The organism is Saonia flava (genome assembly GCF_011927795.1).
GTDB classification, from domain to species: domain Bacteria; phylum Bacteroidota; class Bacteroidia; order Flavobacteriales; family Flavobacteriaceae; genus Saonia; species Saonia flava.
The window spans coordinates 2,556,709-2,578,306 of record NZ_JAATJJ010000001.1; the positions used below are offsets into that span (position 1 = coordinate 2,556,709).

The window sequence follows — 21,598 nt, forward strand, 5'->3', positions numbered from 1 at the left end:
TTTATATCAGGGAGAGGCAGGTTGCTTTATCTTTTTTTAACTGCTCTTTTAAAGCATCAATAGAATCAAATTTATGCTCATCCCGTATACGGTCCAAGATGGAAATCTGAATTTTTTTATCATAAAGGTCTTTGTTGAAATCGAAGAAATGAATTTCAATACTTTTTTCTGTTCCTTGTACCGTAGGGTTGTACCCAATGTTCATCATGCCGTAAACCTTAGTCTTGTCTAAAACAGCTTCTACTGCGTAAACTCCATTTTTTGGGATAAGTTTATAATTCTCCTCAATATGAAGATTGGCCGTGGGGAAATCAATTTTCCTTCCTAGGCCTTTTCCTTTTTTTACAATACCTGTCAACATGTAATTATATCCTAGATAGGCATTGGCTGTTTTAATGTCACCATCTATCAAAGACTTTCTAATTTTGGTGGAACTTACCGAAACATCCTGTATTTCTTGGGCGGGAATTTCCTCAACCTCAAAATCCAGTGCATTTCCAAAAGATATAAGGTCATTTATATTGGCATTTCGATTTCTTCCAAATCTGTGGTCATAACCAATGATGACTTTTTTAGTTTTTAGATTGTTCACTAAAATATCCCTTACAAATTCCGTTGCGGACAATCTTGAAAATTCATTGGTGAAGGGATGAATTATAAGATAATCCAGTCCAGATTCTTCCAAAATCTGTATTCTTTCATCAATGGTATTCAACAGTTTTATATCCGTATCTTTTTGCAGTACCATTCTAGGGTGGGGGAAAAAAGTAAGGACTGTAGATTTTAAATTCAGATCTTTGGCATTATTTATGAGCTTTTCCAGTATCTTTCTGTGTCCAATGTGTACACCATCAAAAGTGCCAATTGTTATGGCAGTAGAATGTTTTTTGTCGTATTTGGAAATGCCTTGGACTGTTATCACAGATTGGAAAAATAAAAAAGGATTAAATTTGAACTAGTTAACACCCCTTTGATGCTTACAAAATTACGTCTTGTTTTTTCAATTTCCATAACTTTTCTTTGCTTTTACGGTTCAGCCCAGACCAAGTATTGGGAAGAGGGCAATCCCAAGACTGTTAGGTTGACCAGATCCCTTGAAAATTTAGATGTGGACAAAACCAAATTGTTTACACTTAAATCTGACGTCTTCAAAAACGAACTTGCACCTATTTCAGCAAATAAAAATGTTGCTAAAGTGGTTTACTTTCCAAATGAAAAAGGAAACTATATTCCTTTTAAAGTTAAAGAAAAACCTATTTTATCCAATAAATTGGCATTAAAATACCCTGAAATAAAGTCTTATTCTGGTTATGGATTAGAAGACAAAAATAAAAGAATTCGATTTAGTGTTTCTCAAAATGGAGTGCAGAGTATGATTTTGCAAGCGGGGAATAACAGAGCCACATTTATGCAGAAAGCTGTAAAAGGAGATGATAAATATGTGGTCTACACAAGAGATGCAAACCTTTCTTCCAAGGATGGTTTTATATGTGATACACAGGCAAAGATTCAAGAGAGTGTTGACCAATTACCTTTTAGTTTGGTTGATGACAAAATTCTTAGGAAATATAGAATTGCTGTTTCCGCAACAGGTGAATATACTCAATACCATGGAGGAACGGTTGCAGATGCCTTAGCTGCAATAAACGCAACTTTAACGAGAGTGAATGAAGTTTTTGAGACTGATTTGGGGGTCACCTTGGAATTGGTGGCCAACAATGACTTGGTCATTTTTACCGATGCAGTAACGGATCCTTACAATGGAAATCTTAACTCCGAGACGCAAAATACCCTTACGAGTCTAATAGGGGAGGAGAATTACGATGTGGGGCATCTTTTTCATAATGATGATAACAATGGAAATGCAGGTTTTGTAGGCTCTGTATGTGTTACAAACAGAAAAGGAAGTGCTTTTTCTTCTGGTTTGGATCCAGAGGGTGATTTGTTTGACTTAGATTTTGTTTCTCACGAACTGGGACACCAATTTGGGGCTAACCACACTTGGTCTTTTGAATCTGAGGGCACTTTGGTGCAGGCAGAGCCGGCTAGTGGAACCACCATTATGGGGTATGCTGGAATCGTTCAGGGGAATAATGTGGCGCCCAATGGAGATGACTATTTTCACTATTATAGCATTCTTCAAATAAGCGAATACTTGGAGACTACCAGTTGTGGAGAACAGATTGCCATGACCAATAATCCACCATCATTATTTCCTGTTGGGGATTTTACTATTCCAAAATCGACGGCTTTTGTATTAACTGGAAATGCTTCTGACTCGGATTTAGGAGACATACTTACTTATACATGGGAACAAATAGATGATGGTGTTGTTACTTCTACCACCTTTGGCCCCAATAATCCTAGTGGAGCTAATTTTAGATCACAAAAACCACATATTGAGCCAGAACGGTATTTTCCAAAACTTTCTAGTGTAATCCTTGGTAACTTAACCCAAACAAATCCAACAGAAGGCTCAGCGTGGGAAACGGTATCAAATGTGGAGAGAGAAATGAATTTTGCCTTAACAGTGAGGGACAATGCCATTGGGGGAGGGCAAGTTATTTCTGATTTGGTAAAAGTGAATGTTGTGAATGCGGCAGGACCATTTTTAATTACATCCCAAGAATCAAATGAAATCTATACGGCTGGTTCTACCGAAGAAGTAACATGGGATGTTGCTAATACCAATGGACCTCTAGTAAATGCCCAAATGGTGGATATTTTTCTTTCTACAAATGGAGGCGTATCATTTCCCATTCAATTGGCAAATGACGTTCCGAATGATGGACAGCAGTCCATTTTATTGCCAGGAGTTGCAACAACATCGGCTCGGCTTATGATTAGGGCAAGCAATAATATATTTTTCGCAGTTAACACTTCAAATTTTACTATAACTTCCTCCGAAGTGGTATTGGCTTTTGACGGATTGGAATATGGAGTTTGTCAGCCGGCAGATTTAGTAGTTCCTTTTGATTATCAAACTTTTTTAGGGTTTAGTGATGAGGTCACTTTTTCAATACCGGATGCTCCCGCAGGTTTGGGAGTTGTATTTTCTCCAGCTTCGGCTACTGCAAATACACCGGTAAATATTACTTTTTCAAATACAGCTGGATTGGCCGCTGGCGACTATCCAGTTACGGTTACGGCAACCTCAATCGATATGACCAAAGAAGTAGTGTTGGAATTAGGTATAGGGAACAATACCTTTTCTGTTGTCACTCTATCATCTCCTATTGATGGAATGGTAGACGCAAGTCAGACTCAAATTTTACAATGGGAGGAAGTGCCCAATGCTGCGAATTACGACATAGAAATAGCCACCGATGATTTATTTACAAACATAGTAGAGTCTAACACTGTTATTTTTAGTTCATATGAGGCATCAAATTTAGAGCCGGAAACCACATATTTTTGGAGGGTAAAACCTAAGAATAATTGTGGGGAGGGTGTTTTTAGTGCCCCATTTAGTTTTACTACAGTAGAGATAAGTTGTACAAATTTAATTGCGAATAGTGTGCCCTTGGAAATATCTACTGTGGGAACCCCTACTATTTCTTCTAAGATAACCTTTTTGGAAGACTTACCTATATCCGACGTAAATGTGAACCTGGATATAGAACACAGTTTTTTGGCTGATTTGGTAGTTTCATTGACCTCTCCATCTGGAACAACAGTGGTGCTAACTTCAAGCTCATGTGGTGATAGGATAAACATCAATGCCACTTTTGATGATGACGCGAGTCCTTTTGTGTGTGGAAATAACCAAGTGGTAGATGGCATTATTCAGCCTTCAATTGGAGGTATTGTAAAACCTTTGGGGTCATTATCTTCCTTTAATGGAGAATCTACCTATGGAGAATGGGTTTTGGAAATTCAAGATACGGCACCGTCCGATGGAGGTTTTTTAAACTCATTTTCTTTGGATATATGTGTTGAAGGAGCTTTTAGACCAGATGCGGATGAGGATGGTGTTTATGATGATGGAGATGACCTCTGCTTGGGTACGCCAAAGGGAGCTGAAGTGAATGTGGATGGGTGCGCTATTTATAGATTTCCAACTGATAATTTTTTAGTTTCCATTAATAGTGAAACCTGTATAAATAGTGATAATGGTATAATTGAGATTGTGGCATTAGACCAAACTATTGACTACACCACTACAGTAACAGGTGGTGGGATTAATATTACAGGTGACTTTATGGATGTTTATACCTTAAGTAATTTGGCATCTGGAATTTACTCTGTTTGTATTACAGGTACGGACGGAATTATTACTTATGAAGCTCATTGCTTTGAAGCCATAATTACACAGCCAGATGCTTTGAGTGTTACCTCCAAGGTTTCCGTTGATGGTAGAAAAGCTCTTCTCGCCCTAAGTGGTTCTTCTTTATTTAATATTGAATTAAACGGACTTTTAATACAAACGGAGAATAAAGAAATAGAGTTGGACTTAAAAAATGGTCGAAATCAATTAAAGGTTTATACCAATTTAACGTGCCAAGGAAGTTTTGAGGAAGAATATATGGTTTTTGATGAACCCTTGGTCTATCCCAATCCTTTTGTTGATAGTATTAAGGTATTTGGAGGTTCAGGTGAACATGTTGCAATTGATATATTCTCCCTTAATGGTAAACACCTAAGGGCGGAAAATATTAATATAATTAACGGAGAAATAGAAATAGGACTTAGTGAGTATCCTTCCGGAATGTATTTTGTTAAGGTGGGTTCAAAAGAATTTAAAAGAGTATTTAAAGTTATTAAAAGATGAGATATCTTCTAATTACCATGTGTTTTCTGGTAGTCTTTGGGTGCAGGAAAAAATCCGCACCTAAAACTCCCAAAGCTAGTGTGTTGGTTTTTCCTAACAAAGATTCGGAATGTACTACTGGTGAATCCTTAAATGAGACTACCAGTAATGTTGAGTTTAGATGGTTGGCTTCTGATGATACGGAAACCTACGAGCTAAATGTTAGTAATTTAACCACAGGAATTACCCAAAAGATTAGTACTGCCTCTCTTTCCGCCAAGTTGCCATTGGAAAAAGGAGAGCCTTTTTCTTGGGTAGTAATTTCTAAGAATACCAAAGTAAATGAAACAGCGTCAAGTGAAACATGGCAATTTTATAATGCTGGATCGCAGACAACTTATGCACCTTTTCCAGCACAGATAATTTTTCCTGAATCTGGAGCTTCAGTTTTAAGGGATATTAACAATGAGATAGAATTAAGTTGGTCGGGTGCGGATATTGAAGATGACATAGAGGTATTTGAGGTGTATTTTGGTACTGAAGCAGATGCCAACACATTGATTGCTTCATCACCCTCAGGGGATACAAGCCACAAAGTGAGTGTTATTTCGGAAACTACGTATTATTGGCGAATTGTTACTAGGGATGTTGAGGGCAACACTTCGGATACGGGTATTTTTCAATTTAAAGCACTCTAACTATGTCCCGTTAAATTGGTTCATGGTATTTTGAAGACCTGAGAGGACAAAAGAACGAATGGCCTCTCTAGATTTTATCATTCTTTCTGGTAGTTTGGATGCTTCATCCTCATTCCATTCTCCTAAAACATAGTCTACCTGTCTTCCTTTGGAAAAGTCGGAACCAACACCAAACCTAAACCTATTGTATGTTGTTGTTTGTAATAGATTTTGAATGTCCTTAAGACCATTGTGGCCACCATCACTTCCTTTGGCCTTTATTCTAATAGTTCCAAATGTAAGATTAATATCATCCGTAACTATTAGCACATTCTCTAGAGGAATTTTTTCTTTTTCCAACCAATATTTAACGGCTTTTCCACTTCTGTTCATATAGGTGGAAGGTTTTAATAGTAAAACACTTTTTCCTTTAATTTTTATGAAAGCGGTGGCACCCAATTTATTGGACTCAAAAATCACATCCTCCTTTTGTGCTAAAGAATCTAAAATTTTAAAACCAATATTATGTCTTGTGTTTTCATACTCTGGACCTATATTTCCGAGACCGACAACTAGAAATTTTTTCATGCTAAGTTTTTCATCAAGTAGAGGAGATGTGTAAAAGAGTGATTTTATGAACTGCCACATACATAAAAATACAAAAGCATCCCAATATCTCTATATGGGATGCTTTTTTAATATTGAATTGATTTTCTATACTATTCGTTGCTTTCCGCTGTGGCTTCTTCAGCTGGTGCCTCAGATGTTGCCCCTTCAGCTCCTTCTTCTTCATCTTCATCCTCATCAACTTCAACTGCTGCACGAGCTGTTTTAACTTGTACCACTACCGTTGTGTCTGGGTGTAAGATGGTAAAGTCATCATTTAACAAAGACTCTACAGAGATACTTCCACCTATTTTTAGTTTAGAAATATCTATATCAAAGAAATCTGGAAGATTGTCAGGTAAAGCCTTAATGGAAAGCTTCCTTTTTCTAAACAATAATCTACCACCATTTCTAACCCCTGGAGAATTCCCGACCAATTGAACGGGAATGTTCATTGTAACAGGTTTGTCACTAAATAATTGGTAAAAATCGATATGTATGATTTTATCCGTTACAGGGTGAAACTGGATATCCTGCATTACAGCTTTAAAATTCTCGCTACCATCCAAATCAATCACAACTGTGTGTGCGTTTGGGGTATAAACCAAGTTTTTAAATGCCAGTTCATCTGCTGAAAAGTGCAATGGTTTATCTCCTCCGTATAAAACGCAAGGAACCTTTCCAGCATTACGTAAGGCTTTTGTTGCTTTCTTGCCCACGCTTTCTCTTTGTGATCCTTTAATTGTAATTGACTTCATTATATATATTTAATTAATAAATTCTTTTTTGGTAGTTTAAGCATACGGCTAAAAACTACATTAAAAACTTTGACGCTATGGATGTGTTGTTGTGTACCCTATGCATAACATCGGCAAATAGTTCCGCACAGCTCAATACTTTAACCTTGTCACTTTCCTTTTTAATTGAAATGGAGTCTGTAACAATAAGCTCTACTAACTCCGATTCTTCTATTTTTTTATAGGCATTTCCAGATAAAAGTCCATGAGAAGCTATGGCTCTAACACTTTTAGCACCTCTTTTCATCATTAAATCTGCCGCTTTGGTCAATGTCCCGGCAGTGTCTATCATATCGTCCACTAGCACAACATTTTTTCCTTGCACATCTCCAATGAGCTCCATGTGCGAGATAATATTTGCCTTTGCACGCTGCTTGTAGCAAATAACTACATCACTTTCCAGGGCTTTGGAATAAGCATAGGCTCTTTTGGAGCCTCCCATATCTGGGGACGCAATGGTTAAATTGTCCAAATTTAGATTTCTTAAATAAGGTAAAAACATTGTGGAGGCAAACAAATGGTCCACAGGCTTTTCAAAGAATCCTTGTATTTGGTCTGCATGTAAATCCATGGTAATAATCCTTGTTGCTCCAGCAGCTTCCAACATTTTGGCCACCAATTTGGCGGCAATGGGGACCCTTGGTTTGTCTTTCCTATCTTGCCTTGCCCAGCCAAAATAGGGCATAACAGCTGTAATATGCCTTGCAGACGCCCTTTTTGCGGCATCCAGCATCAACAACATTTCCATTAGATTTTCTGGGCCAGGATTGGTGGATCCAATAATGAATATACGTGCTCCACGAACAGATTCCTCAAAAGAAGGCTGGAACTCACCATCACTATATCTAGAGAAAGCTACCTTGCCTAAATCTAAACCATAAGATTTAGAAATTTTCTCTGCAAGAACCGTGCTTTGGGTGCAACCAAAAATTTTTGGCTCTGGGACCGTATATGACATTGTAATCTATTGTTAACTAATAAATTGGATTCCTTTTTGCAAAGGAGGTGCAAATTTAGAAATTTATTTGTGTTGCTAAAGGATAAATGTTGAATTTTTTCTTTAAAAGAAGAAAATATTTTTTAGTTTTGCAGTCCTTAATTTGCCTTGGTGGCGGAACTGGTAGACGCGCTGGATTCAAAATCCAGTTCCTTTGGAGTGTGGGTTCGATTCCCACCCAAGGTACATATTTAAGAAAAGCCGAGATTTAAATCTCGGCTTTTTGCTTTTCCAAGATGTATTTAAGTATTTGTATATAGTTCCATTTGTCAGAAGAGGGGAGTTGGATTGTAAATTCTTTTAAGGAATATGCTATGTTGAGGGCATATGAGTATGGGGATTTTAATTTTTGGCAATTTTTTTTGCCAGCCTTAATGATTCCATTATATTTGCGTAATCGATTACACAAAATTTTGTAAATTATGACTAATACCAAATATGAATTCAAATATGCCTCACACCCTGAGGATGCAAAAGCCTATGGGACAGATGAGCTTAGAAGTCACTTCTTGCTGGATAACCTTTTTCAAGATGACTTCATTAAGCTTACCTATTCCATGTATGATCGCTATGTTGTTGGGGGTATTAAACCTGTCAATAAAGATTTGCAATTAGAAACAATACCTTACTTTAAATCTGAGTTTTTTTTAGAAAGAAGAGAAATAGGGATTATAAATGTTGGAGGCACTGGAACAGTAATTGTCGATGGCACGCCGTATCAATTGGAAAAGAAGGAGGCCCTATATATTGGCAAAGGAATAAAGGAGGTTGTTTTTAAAGCAGATGGCAACCCTCTTTTTTACATCAATTCTGCTCCCGCTCACCAAAGTTTCCCTACTAAAAAGGTGGGAAAGAAGAGTGCTGAGGTGATAGAATTGGGAGATTCAAAATATGCTAATAAGCGTATTTTAAACAAATTGATTGTCAGCAGTATAGTAAGTACCTGCCAGCTACAAATGGGAATAACCGAATTGGTTGAGGGCAATGTTTGGAATACAATGCCAGTGCACACCCATGAACGCAGAATGGAGGCTTATTTTTATTTTGATTTAGAAGCAGGGCAGACTGTATGCCACTTTATGGGTCAGCCTCAAAATACACGTCACATTTTCTTAGAGAACAACCAAGCAGTGCTTTCACCTGAGTGGTCCATACATTCAGGTGCGGGAACTTCAAATTACGCATTTATATGGGGTATGGCGGGTGAGAATTTAGACTATAGTGATATGGACGTTTGTCCACCAAACCTAATGAAGTAATAATGAAGGAAATGTTTGATTTGTCAGGGAAGGTTGCATTGGTCACAGGCTGTAAAAGAGGAATTGGCTTTGCTATGGCGGAAGCCCTTGCGGAGGCTGGGGCGGATATTATTGGAGTTTCAGCAAGTCTTGAAACCTCAGGTTCAAGTATAGAAAAGAGGGTGCTTGATATTGGTAGAAAATTCAGGGCTTACCAATGTGATTTTTCCAATCGGGATTCTTTATATTCTTTTATTGAAGAAGTTAAGTCTCAGTTTTCTGTTATTGATATCCTAGTTAATAATGCAGGCACCATATTGAGAAAACCAGCAGCTGAGCACCCGGATGATTATTGGGACAAGGTCATGGAAGTAAACTTAAATGCCCAGTTTATTTTGAGTAGGGAGATAGGCGCAAGAATGATAGCCCTCGGAAGTGGGAAAATTATTTTTACAGCATCTTTATTGACTTTTCAGGGTGGAATTACCGTTCCTGGCTATGCCGCTTCCAAAGGAGCTATAGGGCAACTAACTATGGCTTTGTCAAATGAATGGGCTTCAAAAGGGGTTCAAGTGAATGCCATTGCTCCTGGATACATTGCAACGGATAATACTGAAGCATTACGCAATAATGAAAACCGAAGCAAATCTATCTTAGAGCGAATACCTGCCGGACGATGGGGGCAGCCAGAAGATTTTAAAGGCCCCGTGGTTTTCTTGGCATCAAAATCAAGTGATTATATGAGTGGTTCCATTGTAACCGTCGATGGCGGTTGGATGGGAAGATAATTAAAAAATGAACATGGTAAAGACCGGTTTTATTTCTGATAATTTTTTATTGCACAATAGTTTTGCTGAGGAATTGTATCACACGTATGCAGCAAATCAGCCTATTATAGATTACCATTGCCATTTATCTCCAAAGCAGATGGCAGAAAATCATATTTTTGAAAATTTAACTCAAATATGGATTTATGGAGACCATTATAAATGGCGTGCAATGCGGACTTTGGGAATAAATGAAAACTATATTACGGGTAAGGCTTCGGATATTGAAAAATTTGAGGCATGGGCAAAAACAGTTCCCTATACTTTAAGGAATCCTTTATACCACTGGACACACCTAGAGCTTAAGCGCTATTTCGATATAGATACTATGCTTACTTCTAGAACAGCTTTTGAAATTTACAGTGAAGCCTCGGAAAAATTGAATTCAATAGAATTTAGTTGTCAAAACCTGATAAAGAATATGAATGTGGAAGTGGTATGTACTACTGAAAATCCAACAGATTCTTTGGAATATCATCAAAATATAACTAAAAATGGGTTTGGTGTAAAGGTTAGCACTTCCTTTAGGCCGGACAAGGCGATTTTGATTGCTAATGAAGGATATAATGCCTATATTTCTGAACTTGAAAAGGTAACTCAAATTCAGATAACCACCTATAAGTCACTTTGTGATGCATTGGAAAATAGAATTAATTATTTCCATGAGAATGGATGTAGATTATCGGACCATGGCCTTAACTATATACCCTTTGTTGAGGCTTCAGATACGGAATTGGAGGTGATTTTTGAAAAGAAAATGCAAGGAAAAGATTTGACTGCAAAAGATGATGAAAAATTTCAAACCGCTCTTTTAGTGTTTCTAGGTGAACAATATCACAATAGGGGATGGGTGCAACAATTTCATTTGGGGGCACTTAGAAATAATAATAGCCGCTTGTTAGAAAGATTGGGTGCCGATACAGGTTTTGATTCTATTGGGGATTTTGCGCAAGCAGTAACCCTATCAAAATTTTTAGATGCCTTGGATAAGAATAATAAATTAGCAAAAACCATTTTGTATAACCTAAACCCTGCCGACAACGAATTGTTGGCTTCCATGATTGGTAATTTTAACGATGGTTTGGTTAAAGGGAAAATGCAATTTGGGTCTGGATGGTGGTTTTTGGACCAGAAAGAGGGTATAACCAAGCAGTTAAATGCTTTATCAAATATAGGCCTGTTATCCTGTTTTGTGGGTATGTTAACAGATTCGCGAAGTTTTCTTTCATATCCCCGACACGAATATTTTAGGAGAGTACTGTGCAATTTGTTGGGTGAAGAAATGAAAAATGGTGAATTGCCCGACGATATGGAGTTGGTAGGAAAAATGGTGGCAGACATATGTTACAATAACGCCAAGGAATATTTTGAATTTTAAAAATAATAACACTATAAAATGAAGAAAGCAGTAACCTTCGGGGAGATAATGCTCCGATTGGCCCCTCCAGGATTTTTAAGATTTTCACAGACCAATAGTTTTGATGTGATCTACGGTGGTGGTGAATCTAATGTGGCCGTTTCTTTGGCCAATTATGGAATAGATGTGGATTTTGTAACCCGACTACCCGAAAATGACCTTGGTCAATGTGCGCTTATGGAAATGCGAAAAAGAGGGGTTGGCACGGGTCATATAGCATTTGGGGGTGACCGTTTGGGTATCTACTTCTTAGAAACAGGTGCCGTTAGCCGAGGAAGTAAAGTAGTCTACGATCGTGCACATTCTGCCATGGCAGAAATAAAACCAGGGATGATCGATTGGGAAAAGGTTTTTGAGGGGGCCGAATGGTTCCATTGGACCGGAATTACCCCAGCCATATCCCAGGGAGCTGCAGATGCCTGTATAGAAGCTGTGAAAGTGGCCAAAAAAAAGGGACTGACCATCTCGACTGATTTGAACTATCGAGCAAAATTATGGAAGTATGGTGGTGATAGAGAGGCTATAATGACCGAGTTGACATCTTATTGCGATATTATTTTGGGTAATGAGGAAGATGCGGAAAAGCACTTTGGAATAAAACCAGAAGGTTTGGATATTACAACTCAGGGAGAACATGTAAAGGCAGAGGCCTTTTTATCTGTTTGTAAACAGATGATGAAGAAATTTCCCAACGCCAAAAAGGTAATCACTACACTAAGAGGGTCGTTGTCGGCTTCCCATAATACATGGGCTGGTGTACTTTATGATGGTAAAAGCATGTTTAAATCATCCGAATACCAGATTACACATATTGTTGATCGTGTAGGCGGAGGCGATTCTTTTATGGGCGGATTAATTTATGGATTAATGACTTGGTCCAATGATGATCAAAAAGCATTGGATTTTGCCGTTGCAGCATCTTGCTTAAAACATACTATTAAAGGAGATGCTAATTTGGCTACAGTGTCTGAAGTGGAAAAATTAATGGGAGGTGATGCTTCAGGTAGAGTGTCACGATAATTATATACAACTATGGCAAAGTATTCAAGAATAGAAGTGGCCAATACCATGAATGCAACAGGTATGGTGCCCTTGTTTTATCATCCCGATATTGAATTGGGAAAAAAAGTTCTTAAAGCCTGTTATGAAGGAGGTGCAAGGTTGATGGAGTTCACGGCAAGAGGTGATTTTGCTTTTGAAGTTTTCTCTGAGCTTAATAAATATGCTTTGGAAGAATTGGATGGAATGGTCATGGGGGTCGGGTCAATAACCGACTCTGCCGCCGCATCACTCTTTATACAAATGGGTGCCAATTTTATAGTTACCCCTTCATTGCGTGAGGATATAGCACTTACATGCAACAGAAGAAAAGTAATGTACTCACCAGGTTGTGGTAGTCTTACTGAGATTAACAGGGCCGAAGAATTAGGTGTTGAAATCATAAAATTGTTTCCTGGTTCAACTTATGGCCCTGGGTTTGTTAAAGCAATTAAAGGGCCCCAACCTTGGACAAGTATTATGCCCACGGGCGGAGTGAGTACCGAAGAAAGCAATTTGAGGGCTTGGTTTGATGCTGGTGTCACCTGCGTTGGAATGGGCTCCAAGCTAATTTCAAAAGATATCTTAGCAAGTAAGGATTTTGAGGGATTAAAAAGTAAAGTCAAGGAAACATTGGGCTTAATAGATAATATTCGAAATAATTAAGGCGTGAAATTTAGGCTATTTGTTTACCCAATTTTGGTTTTGTTCATGTTTGGTTGTGCACAAAAGGATGTCAAGGTGCTCAAACTTGCCCATGGGCTGGATGTTAATCATTCAGTTCATAAAGCAATGGTAAAAATGGGAGAGGACCTTAATAGAATTTCGGGTGGGAAAATGACCATTGAGGTTTATCCCAGTCAGCAGTTGGGTACGGAGCGTGAATGCCTAGAGCTTCTGCAAATAGGTAGTCTAGATATGACCAAGGTTTCTGTTGGTGTTATGGAAAATTTTGCTCCAAAGATGAAAGTTTTGGGTTTGCCCTTCATTTTTAGGGATAGACAACATTCTTTCAACGTGTTGGACAGTGATATTGGGCAACAACTCCTAGATGAAGGCAGACAATATCGGCTTAAAGGGCTGGCTTATTATGATGCCGGCAGTAGAAGTTTTTATACTAAAGAAAAACCTGTGGAAACACCTGCAGATTTGGAGGGGATGAAGATTCGTGTAATGGAAAGTATTACTGCTATGGATATGGTAAGAAGTCTCGGTGGTTCTCCCACACCAATATCTTGGGGAGAGTTATACACATCTCTGCAACAAGGCGTTGTCGACGGAGCAGAGAACAATCCACCAAGTTTTTATTTGTCAAGGCATTATGAAGTATGTAAATACTATGTCCTGGATGAACATACCACGCTGCCCGATGTTTTGGTCATTGGCACCCAATCATGGGATGTATTGACCGAGCAAGAACAGAACTGGGTGAAAGAGGCTACAGACCTCTCCGTGCCATATCAGCGAAAATTATGGGCTGAATCCGAAAAAGAAGCGCTGGATGCAGTAATTGAAGCTGGTGTAGAGGTCATTAAACCAGATAAGAACAAGTTTATGGACAAAGTAGATGGGATTTTTGATGCATATAAGGATGATGAAGAATTTTATGAAATTATCCAAAGAATTAGAAATACCAAATAATTGATACTGTGAGAAATCGAATAGACTTGGTTTTAGGTAAGGTTTTGGCGGTGATCATGGGAATTATGGTTCTTAATGTCTTATGGCAAGTGGCTAGTAGATATATAGTGGGCGAGCCAAGTTCTTTCACGGATGAATTGGCAAGGTATCTTATGATTTGGGTTGGGGTTTTGGGTGCGGCCTACGTTTCTGGGAAACAAATGCACGTGGCCATTGATGTATTACAAACCAGATCAGGAAAGAAAACACAACGTAGAATGAGGAGTATGGTATACGTGCTGATTATTCTTTTTGCCCTGTTTGCTATGGTAATTGGCGGTAGTAGACTTGTGTATATTAGTTATTTACTGGGACAAAAATCTCCCGCGCTACAAATACCATTGGCCTTTGTATATATGGTTATTCCCCTAAGCGGATTGTTGATTATTTATTACAAGTTTAATGATTTTATAAAAAACTTAAATGGCTGATTATATTCCCGTTTTGGTATTGGTGCTGAGTTTTGTGTTCTTTCTGTCGATAGGAACACCCGTAGCTTGGAGTATTGCTATGTCTTCTCTACTCACCATGTTGGTGAGCATCCCTTTGTTACCCGCTATCACTACTGTTTCACAACGCATGGCAACAGGCCTGGACAGTTTTGCCCTTTTGGCGATACCTTTTTTCGTTCTTTCTGGACAACTTATGAGCAAGGGTGGAGTAGCACATAGGCTAATTGCCTTTGCAAAAACCGTTGTAGGTGCATTACCAGGAGGTCTGGCATTAATAAATGTAATAGCGGCCATGTTAATGGGTGCCATAGCTGGTTCTGCATTGGCCTCTGCCTCGGCAATGGGCAGTATTCTAGGCCCAGAAATGGAAAAAGAAGGATATTCCAAGGAATTTGGAGCAGCTGTGAACATTACTTCAAGTACCACCGGCTTAATCATCCCGCCTAGTAATGTATTGATTGTCTATTCGTTGGCCAGTGGAGGGGTGTCAATTGCAGCTTTGTTCCTAGCAGGATATATCCCTGGAATTTTGACAGGATTATTTCTAATGATCGTGGCTTCCTTTTGGGCTAAAAAAAAGAAGTACAAAATAGGTAAACGTAGTAGCCTAAAAGAAGTTGGTAAAACCTTTATTGATGCTGTACCCAGCTTGTTGCTGTTGGTAGTTATTATAGGAGGAATCGTTTCGGGAAAGTTTACAGCCACGGAAGCTTCGGCAATTGCAGTTTTGTATTGCTTGGTTTTAGGTTTTATTTATAAGGAAATAAAGTGGAAGGATTTGCCGGAAATTTTACTGGATTCCTCGGCAACAACGGCTATTGTAATGTTATTGATAGGAGCTTCAATGAGTATGTCATGGGTAATGTCCTATGAGAATATACCTCAAGATATTAGTGCAACCTTATTGTCGTTGAGTGACAATCCAATTGTTATTCTATTGATAATCAATTTATTATTATTGTTTGTGGGTGTGTTCATGGACATGACTCCGGCGGTATTGATATTTACTCCTATCTTTTTGCCTATAGTGACTTCATTGGGAATGGACCCTATACACTTCGGTATTGTTATGGTGCTTAATTTATGTATTGGTCTTTGTACACCACCGGTAGGCTCCGTCCTGTTTGTAGGAGTGGGAATAGCGAACACCTCTATTGAAAAGGTTATAAAACCTTTATTACCCTTATTCTTGGCCATGATTGTTTCCCTGTTTTTGGTCACTTACTTTCCACAATTAACACTATGGTTGCCAAAAGTTTTTGGAGTTTAATAAACAATTTTTATGGAATTGCTAAAAAGAAGTACGCAAATAGTACCGGCCAAAAGGCCAATTAAGATAGTGCAGTTCGGAGAAGGTAATTTTCTTCGTGCTTTTGTAGATTATGCGTTTTATTGTCTAAATAGACAAAACAGTTTTAATGCGGGAGTTGCAGTGGTTCAACCTATAGATCGAGGGTTGATATCGCTGCTTAATGACCAAGATGGGCTGTATACTCTATTTTCCAAAGGGGTCGCTAGAGGTAAAGAGGTGATTGAAAAACACCTAGTAGACACGATAGTTAAAGGCATAGATCCTTATGTTTATTTCAAAAAGTATACAGAGTTGGCCAAAGAGCCAGAGCTTCAGTTTGTTATATCCAATACTACTGAGGCAGGTATTGTATTTGATGAAAATGACAGATTGGATATGCAACCACCAAATTCATTTCCGGCCAAGCTTACGATTTTGTTATATGAAAGGTTTAAATATTTTAAAGGTGATGCAAATATGGGACTGACCATAATTCCATGCGAGCTAATTAATTATAATGCGGACACTTTAAGGTCCATAATACTAAAATATGCGGCATTGTGGGATTTGGGAGAAAATTTTGTTCAATGGATAAACTTATCAAACAGTTTTCATAACACTTTGGTAGATAGAATTGTACCAGGATACCCAAAAGATGAAATTGATGCTTATAATGCTCAATTGGAGTACAAAGACAACCTAATTGTTACTTCGGAAATTTTTTTCCTATGGGTTATTGAGGGAGATGACAAATTAAAGGCCAAGTTGCCTTTTCATAAAACGGATTTGGATGTTAAAATTGTTAGGAACATGCAGCCATATAGAACCAGAAAGGTGCGTATTCTAAATGGTGCCCATACAAGTATGGTTCCCTTTTCTTTGCTTTTTGGAAATGAAACGGTGAAGGAGACCGTGGACAACCAATTTACGGGCGCCTTTGTGTTCAATAGTATATTTGAAGAAATTATTCCAACATTGGAACTGGACAGGAAGGAATTGGAAGACTTTGCCCATGCCATTTTGGATAGGTTCCGTAATCCTTTCATAAAACATAAGTTGGCCAGTATTGCCCTAAATTCCATTTCAAAGTTTAAGGTTAGGGTATTGCCAAGTTTGCTACGGTTTCAAAAACAGCACGGAAAACTTCCTGTGCATCTAACGTTTGCTTTTGCTTGCTTACTTAGATTCTATAAAGGGGAGTGGAAAGGAAAGCAATTAGCAGTAAATGATGATAAGGGAATTATGGACTATTTTATAAATTTATGGGCGACCAATGATGTTGAAAATTTGGTTCGGGAAGTTCTTTCCAACAAATTATATTGGGATACGGACTTAACCCAAGTAAAGGGCCTTCAGGATGCAGTTTTGGTAGGTCTAAATTTGATAGAATTACATGGAATAGAAGATGGTTTCGAAGCATTTAAACAAAGTATTTAAGTCTACCATATGAAGAAATTGATAAAAGTACATCCGGATGACAATGTGGCCATTGCATTGACTGATTTAGCCAAAGGAGACAAAATCATTTTTGAAGGGGAGACTGTCGTGCCCTTATCAGATGTTAAGGCAAAGCATAAAATTAGTCTGGGAGATTTAGAATCAGGAAGTAAAATAATTATGTATGGTGTACTTGTTGGCAAAACAAACATCAAGCTACCAAAAGGGGCACTTTTGACAATTGACAACGTAAAGCATCTAAGCTCAAAAACAACCGAAAAAACAACTAGTTTCAATTGGTCCCCCCCTGATGTTTCCCAATGGGAAAACAGAATTTTTATGGGATACCATAGAGAAGATGGCCAAGTTGGTACTGAGAATATTTGGTTGTTTTTTCCTCTGGTATTCTGTGAAAATAAGAACATAGAACGCCTTAAAGAAGTTTTTGAAAAAGAGCTTTGTGTAGAACAGGTAAGTGAGCAAAGACAATTGCTTAGAGGTTTACTTGGAGGAGATTCTGAAATTCAAGAAAAGCAACCAAAGAAGTCCATTTTTGAAAATATTAAGGTGAAATTCATTACCCATCAGGGTGGATGCGGTGGAATTCGACAAGATTCTGAGCTACTGGCCAAACTATTGGCGGGTTATGTAAATAATGGTAATGTGGCTGGGGCAACTGTGCTAAGTTTGGGTTGTCAAAACCTCCAAATTAATGTTTTTAAGGAAGCTCTTTATAAAGTCAATCCAAATATCAAGAAACCTGTGTTGATTTATGAACAGCAGCAAATGGGTACTGTTGACAATATGCTTAACACGGTTATTAAAGATTCTTTTCTCGCCATTAAGGAGGCCAATAAAGTGGAAAGAAAGCCAGCACCCCTTTCAAAAATAAAACTTGGGCTGGAGTGTGGTGGTTCTGATGGATTCTCTGGAATTTCAGCAAACCCAACGCTTGGGCATGCTTCAGATGTCATTGCCGCCCTTGGAGGCTCACCCATATTATCCGAGTTTCCGGAATTATGTGGTGTTGAGCAGGAGTTGGTGAACCGTTGTGTTGATAATGAAAAAGCTGAAAAATTCTTACGTTTAATGCAATCCTATGAACAATCAGCGGTGGATGCAGGTTCTGGATTTGATATGAATCCATCACCAGGAAATATCAAGGATGGATTGATTACAGATGCCATGAAATCGGCAGGGGCTGCTAAAAAAGGAGGCACATCACCTATTACCGATGTTTTGGATTATACTGAGTTTGTTTTAAAACCAGGCCTAAATTTATTGTGTACACCGGGAAATGATGTGGAAAGTACCACTGGAATGGTTGGGTCTGGAGCTAATTTGGTAGTATTTACCACTGGTTTGGGCACACCTACTGGGAACCCCATAGCTCCAGTTGTAAAAATAAGTTCGAATACAATTTTAGCTGAAAAAATGCCGGATATCATTGATGTTGATACGGGCCCTGTTATTCGCGGTGAAAAGTCAATTCAAGAAATGGGAGAAGAATTGTTGGAATACTTAATTAAAGTTGCCAGTGGAGAGCTAGTAGCCAAGGCAGATAAATTGGGCCAAGATGACTTTATTCCTTGGAAAAGAGGTGTTTCTCTGTGATTATTTAGTTAGCCTTTTTATTCGGCACTATGTGTTTGGATGATGAATCCCTGATAATTAATTTTGGGGATAGAACGACTTTCTTTTCAATTTTTACTTTCTTGTCCTTAATTTGTTCTAAAAACACCTTTGCGGACATTTTTCCCATTTCAAGGGGAGATTGATCTATAGAACTTATGGATAGTTCCATGAACTGTGTAAAAGGTTCATTACTAAACCCTACTACACACACATCATCAGGGATACTGTACCCATTGCCTTGAAGCCATTTAATGGCGCCAAGTGCACCATGGTCAGTAGATGAGAAAATAGCATCTGGAGGATCTTGAAGATTCATTAACTTTTGGGCTGCCTGTTTTCCTTCTTCAATATCACTTTTTAATTCAACAACTAGGTTGTCGTCAAAAGGGAGGTCGTTATCTTCAAGGGCTTGTTTGTAGCCATCAAAACGTTGCCGATAAATCCCCAACTCCTTGCCAACGGTCATATGGGCAACCCTTTTACACCCTTGTCCAATTAGATGCTGGGTGGCTTTGTAACTTCCTTGGAAATCATCAATGGTAACCGAGCTTACACCAGCAATATTTAGGCTTCTATCAAAGAAAATCAATGGAATATTTTTGCTTAGCACTTGATTAAAATGAGCTGTTTTATTTGTTGACTTGGAGAGTGACATTAAAATTCCTTCAACTTGCGCATTCATTAAATTGTTCACAATCTCTTTTTCACGTTCTTCAGATTCATGTGATTGGCTTATAATAACATTATAACCCTTAGGGTAAAGCTCCTCTTCAATTCCTCGAATAACACTGGAAAAAAAATTCCTGTTTATATAAGGTACTATAACCCCCACATTGTTACTTTTTCCTTTTTTAAGGGCTAAAGCTAGCTTGTTTGGTTCGTAATTCATTTCCTTAGCGGTTTCAAGCACCAATTTTTTTGTAGCCTTGCTAATTCTGGAATTGTCATTAAGGGCTCTTGAAACAGTAGCGGCCGTAATCCCTAATTTTTTTGCAATGTCGTAGATTGTTGTTTTACCCTTCATAAGCGGTTGTAGATTGACTTTAAAAGCCATTTCTACCACAATATATAAAAATTGCGTAACCGATTACTATACTTCACCATTTTTAATCAATTTTAGGTTCATTTCGCAGGACAATGTTTAAAAAGACAAGTTTTTGGCTCAAAAATTATGTATTAAATAAGCTTACCCCCTCTTTTTTTGTTAAAAATTCATTTTTTTGGCATTTAAATTTTCAATGTTAGCATTTAATTAGTATTATTGCGTAATCGATTACACAATATATTGAATGAAAAATTCCAACCTAACTATTTGGTTTACTAGTTCTCGGGCTTTTAACATACAGCTTAAAGTGAGCTGTGTATTACTTTTTTTATGTTGTCTGTATTCTTGTGGACAACAAGAGTCCCTGGATTTTTCAAAAGAATGGTTGCTTAAGGATGAAATAGTTGCCTCCATAACTGAGCCAAGTTTTCCAGACAGAATATATAGTATTATAGATTGGGGAGCAATTGGTGACGGAAGGACAATGAATACAAATGCTTTTATGCGGGCTATTCAAAAGTGTGCAGAAGAAGGTGGTGGGAAAGTGCTTGTTCCTAGTGGTAAATATTTAACGGCACCAATACATTTGGAAAGTAATGTAAATCTTTATCTAGAAAAGGGAGCAGAGATTTTATTTAGTAAAGACCATGGTGATTATCCTCTTGTTAATACTTCGTACGAGGGGACAGAATTGATAAATTTTTCCCCTTTGATTTATGCTAAGGGAAAATCTAATATAGCTATCACTGGTGAAGGTGTTTTAAATGGCCAGGCCGGCATTGAAAACTGGTGGCCTTGGTGTGGAAAAGATACGTATGGGTGGAAAAAAGGCCAGCCAAAACAGCATAGTTCCTTGGAAAAATTAAAAAATCACATGTCAGTAAAAGGCGTTCCTGTGGATGAAAGGGTCTTTGGTGAAGGGGAATACCTAAGGCCTACTTTTATAGAGCCTTTTGAATGTGAAAATGTACTTATACGAGGTGTAACTATTATTAATGCTCCTTTTTGGTCCATACATCCTTTTAGATCTAATAATGTTATAGTGGACGGTGTAACTATTAGTAGTCATGGTCCAAACAACGATGGCTGTAATCCTGAATATTCAAAAAATGTACTAATCAAGAACTGTACATTCAATACTGGTGATGATTGTATAGCCATTAAATCTGGAAGAAATGAAGATGGCCGAAGAGTTAACATAAAGAGCGAAAATATTGTTATTCAGAACTGTAAAATGATTGATGGACATGGTGGTGTTGTTATGGGTAGCGAAATTTCAGCCGGAGTAAAAAATGTTTTTGTTGAAAACTGCGAGATGAACAGTCCTAATTTAGATAGGGCTATTCGGATAAAAAGCAATACTAAAAGAGGAGGATTTGTAGAAAACGTATTCGTTAGAAACCTTAAGGTGGGCCAGGTAAGAGAGGCAGTGTTAAAAATTAATCTTTTCTATGGCATATATGGGGCTCAAAAGGGAGATTATATGCCAGAGGTCAAAAATATTGTTTTGGAGAATGTGCAAGCTGAAAATGGTGGCAAGTATGGTATCTTGATTCAGGGTTATGATGAAAAACCTATAGAGCGGGTTGTGTTAAAAGATGTGATCATACAAAAAGCGGATTCTTCATATTCTATGAAAGGAATTACCCATGTGAATTTTATAAACACATTCATCAATGGACAATTGATGAATAACTCAATTAACAATTAA

18 protein-coding genes and 1 tRNA gene are annotated in these 21,598 nt (G+C 38.0%); 14 read left to right on the forward strand and 5 right to left on the reverse strand.

Annotated elements, in window-relative coordinates; translation table 11 throughout:
* Position 1 precedes the first annotated feature (1 nt).
* Positions 2-922: a bifunctional riboflavin kinase/FAD synthetase gene (locus GGR42_RS11240; protein ID WP_167963938.1), complete on the reverse strand. Its 921-nt coding sequence runs from the start codon at positions 920-922 to the stop codon at positions 2-4.
* A gap of 51 nt (positions 923-973) precedes the next feature.
* Between GGR42_RS11240 and GGR42_RS11245 the strand changes: the two genes are divergently transcribed.
* A complete protein-coding gene (locus GGR42_RS11245; RefSeq protein WP_167963940.1) occupies positions 974-4,771 on the forward strand; it encodes a reprolysin-like metallopeptidase in 3,798 nt (1,265 codons plus the stop codon).
* Entirely contained in the window at positions 4,768-5,448 is a 681-nt protein-coding gene (locus tag GGR42_RS11250; RefSeq protein WP_167963942.1) for a hypothetical protein, read from the forward strand. Before GGR42_RS11245 ends, GGR42_RS11250 begins: the two co-directional genes overlap by 4 nt.
* Here the strand turns inward: GGR42_RS11250 and pth are convergent, their stop codons facing one another.
* The 3 genes from pth to GGR42_RS11265 all read right to left on the reverse strand — a co-directional run bounded on the left by pth (position 5,449) and on the right by GGR42_RS11265 (position 7,788).
* Complete coding sequence (gene pth / locus GGR42_RS11255) at positions 5,449-6,075, reverse strand: aminoacyl-tRNA hydrolase (protein ID WP_167963944.1); 627 nt, start codon at positions 6,073-6,075, stop codon at positions 5,449-5,451. It lies immediately after the preceding gene.
* Positions 6,076-6,146: 71 nt separating this feature from the next.
* Complete coding sequence (locus GGR42_RS11260; protein ID WP_167963946.1) at positions 6,147-6,791, reverse strand: 50S ribosomal protein L25/general stress protein Ctc; 645 nt, start codon at positions 6,789-6,791, stop codon at positions 6,147-6,149.
* A 55-nt stretch (positions 6,792-6,846) separates the two neighbouring features.
* Positions 6,847-7,788, reverse strand: a complete 942-nt coding sequence (locus tag GGR42_RS11265) for a ribose-phosphate pyrophosphokinase (RefSeq protein ID WP_167963948.1) — start codon at positions 7,786-7,788, stop codon at positions 6,847-6,849.
* 144 nt (positions 7,789-7,932) lie between these two features.
* On the opposite strand from GGR42_RS11265, the gene GGR42_RS11270 reads away from it, so the two are divergent.
* The 11 genes from GGR42_RS11270 (at position 7,933) to GGR42_RS11320 (ending at position 18,821) form a co-directional block, all read left to right on the forward strand.
* Positions 7,933-8,013, forward strand: a tRNA-Leu gene (locus GGR42_RS11270).
* Between the two features lie 236 nt (positions 8,014-8,249).
* Positions 8,250-9,086 (forward strand): 5-dehydro-4-deoxy-D-glucuronate isomerase, encoded by an 837-nt coding sequence (gene kduI / locus GGR42_RS11275; RefSeq protein ID WP_167963950.1) that lies wholly within the window; start codon positions 8,250-8,252, stop codon positions 9,084-9,086.
* A 2-nt stretch (positions 9,087-9,088) separates the two neighbouring features.
* Complete coding sequence (locus GGR42_RS11280) at positions 9,089-9,853, forward strand: SDR family oxidoreductase (RefSeq protein WP_167963952.1); 765 nt, start codon at positions 9,089-9,091, stop codon at positions 9,851-9,853.
* Between the two features lie 13 nt (positions 9,854-9,866).
* Positions 9,867-11,270 (forward strand): glucuronate isomerase, encoded by a 1,404-nt coding sequence (gene uxaC, locus GGR42_RS11285; RefSeq protein ID WP_167964485.1) that lies wholly within the window; start codon positions 9,867-9,869, stop codon positions 11,268-11,270.
* 18 nt (positions 11,271-11,288) lie between these two features.
* Complete coding sequence (locus GGR42_RS11290) at positions 11,289-12,329, forward strand: sugar kinase (RefSeq protein WP_167963954.1); 1,041 nt, start codon at positions 11,289-11,291, stop codon at positions 12,327-12,329.
* 12 nt (positions 12,330-12,341) lie between these two features.
* Complete coding sequence (locus tag GGR42_RS11295; protein ID WP_167963958.1) at positions 12,342-13,013, forward strand: bifunctional 4-hydroxy-2-oxoglutarate aldolase/2-dehydro-3-deoxy-phosphogluconate aldolase; 672 nt, start codon at positions 12,342-12,344, stop codon at positions 13,011-13,013.
* A 45-nt stretch (positions 13,014-13,058) separates the two neighbouring features.
* A complete protein-coding gene (locus GGR42_RS11300) occupies positions 13,059-13,988 on the forward strand; it encodes a TRAP transporter substrate-binding protein (RefSeq protein WP_167964487.1) in 930 nt (309 codons plus the stop codon).
* An 8-nt stretch (positions 13,989-13,996) separates the two neighbouring features.
* Positions 13,997-14,458 carry a TRAP transporter small permease gene (locus tag GGR42_RS11305; protein ID WP_317169681.1) on the forward strand — a complete coding sequence of 154 codons (462 nt, stop codon included), beginning with the start codon at positions 13,997-13,999 and terminating at the stop codon, positions 14,456-14,458.
* Positions 14,451-15,749, forward strand: a complete 1,299-nt coding sequence (locus tag GGR42_RS11310; protein ID WP_167963960.1) for a TRAP transporter large permease — start codon at positions 14,451-14,453, stop codon at positions 15,747-15,749. Before GGR42_RS11305 ends, GGR42_RS11310 begins: the two co-directional genes overlap by 8 nt.
* 12 nt (positions 15,750-15,761) lie before the next feature.
* The gene (locus tag GGR42_RS11315) at positions 15,762-17,207 is read left to right on the forward strand and encodes a tagaturonate reductase (protein WP_167963962.1); all 1,446 of its coding nucleotides are present in this window, start codon (positions 15,762-15,764) and stop codon (positions 17,205-17,207) included.
* 9 nt (positions 17,208-17,216) lie between these two features.
* Positions 17,217-18,821: a UxaA family hydrolase gene (locus GGR42_RS11320; RefSeq protein WP_167963964.1), complete on the forward strand. Its 1,605-nt coding sequence runs from the start codon at positions 17,217-17,219 to the stop codon at positions 18,819-18,821.
* A 4-nt stretch (positions 18,822-18,825) separates the two neighbouring features.
* Here GGR42_RS11320 and GGR42_RS11325 read toward each other — a convergent pair whose 3' ends face one another.
* Positions 18,826-19,866: a LacI family DNA-binding transcriptional regulator gene (locus GGR42_RS11325; protein WP_167963966.1), complete on the reverse strand. Its 1,041-nt coding sequence runs from the start codon at positions 19,864-19,866 to the stop codon at positions 18,826-18,828.
* A gap of 265 nt (positions 19,867-20,131) precedes the next feature.
* Between GGR42_RS11325 and GGR42_RS11330 the strand changes: the two genes are divergently transcribed.
* Positions 20,132-21,598 carry a glycoside hydrolase family 28 protein gene (locus tag GGR42_RS11330; protein WP_167963968.1) on the forward strand — a complete coding sequence of 489 codons (1,467 nt, stop codon included), beginning with the start codon at positions 20,132-20,134 and terminating at the stop codon, positions 21,596-21,598.

Coding starts and splice junctions, on each gene's coding strand:
- GGR42_RS11245 (WP_167963940.1), top strand. CDS start 974: ATGCTTACAAAATTACGTCTTGTTTTTTCAATTTCCATAACTTTTCTT.
- GGR42_RS11250 (WP_167963942.1), top strand. CDS start 4,768: ATGAGATATCTTCTAATTACCATGTGTTTTCTGGTAGTCTTTGGGTGC.
- pth (WP_167963944.1), bottom strand. CDS start 6,075: ATGTGGCAGTTCATAAAATCACTCTTTTACACATCTCCTCTACTTGAT.
- GGR42_RS11260 (WP_167963946.1), bottom strand. CDS start 6,791: ATGAAGTCAATTACAATTAAAGGATCACAAAGAGAAAGCGTGGGCAAG.
- GGR42_RS11265 (WP_167963948.1), bottom strand. CDS start 7,788: ATGTCATATACGGTCCCAGAGCCAAAAATTTTTGGTTGCACCCAAAGC.
- kduI (WP_167963950.1), top strand. CDS start 8,250: ATGACTAATACCAAATATGAATTCAAATATGCCTCACACCCTGAGGAT.
- GGR42_RS11280 (WP_167963952.1), top strand. CDS start 9,089: ATGAAGGAAATGTTTGATTTGTCAGGGAAGGTTGCATTGGTCACAGGC.
- uxaC (WP_167964485.1), top strand. CDS start 9,867: ATGGTAAAGACCGGTTTTATTTCTGATAATTTTTTATTGCACAATAGT.
- GGR42_RS11290 (WP_167963954.1), top strand. CDS start 11,289: ATGAAGAAAGCAGTAACCTTCGGGGAGATAATGCTCCGATTGGCCCCT.
- GGR42_RS11295 (WP_167963958.1), top strand. CDS start 12,342: ATGGCAAAGTATTCAAGAATAGAAGTGGCCAATACCATGAATGCAACA.
- GGR42_RS11300 (WP_167964487.1), top strand. CDS start 13,059: ATGTTTGGTTGTGCACAAAAGGATGTCAAGGTGCTCAAACTTGCCCAT.
- GGR42_RS11310 (WP_167963960.1), top strand. CDS start 14,451: ATGGCTGATTATATTCCCGTTTTGGTATTGGTGCTGAGTTTTGTGTTC.
- GGR42_RS11315 (WP_167963962.1), top strand. CDS start 15,762: ATGGAATTGCTAAAAAGAAGTACGCAAATAGTACCGGCCAAAAGGCCA.
- GGR42_RS11320 (WP_167963964.1), top strand. CDS start 17,217: ATGAAGAAATTGATAAAAGTACATCCGGATGACAATGTGGCCATTGCA.
- GGR42_RS11325 (WP_167963966.1), bottom strand. CDS start 19,866: ATGAAGGGTAAAACAACAATCTACGACATTGCAAAAAAATTAGGGATT.
- GGR42_RS11330 (WP_167963968.1), top strand. CDS start 20,132: ATGAAAAATTCCAACCTAACTATTTGGTTTACTAGTTCTCGGGCTTTT.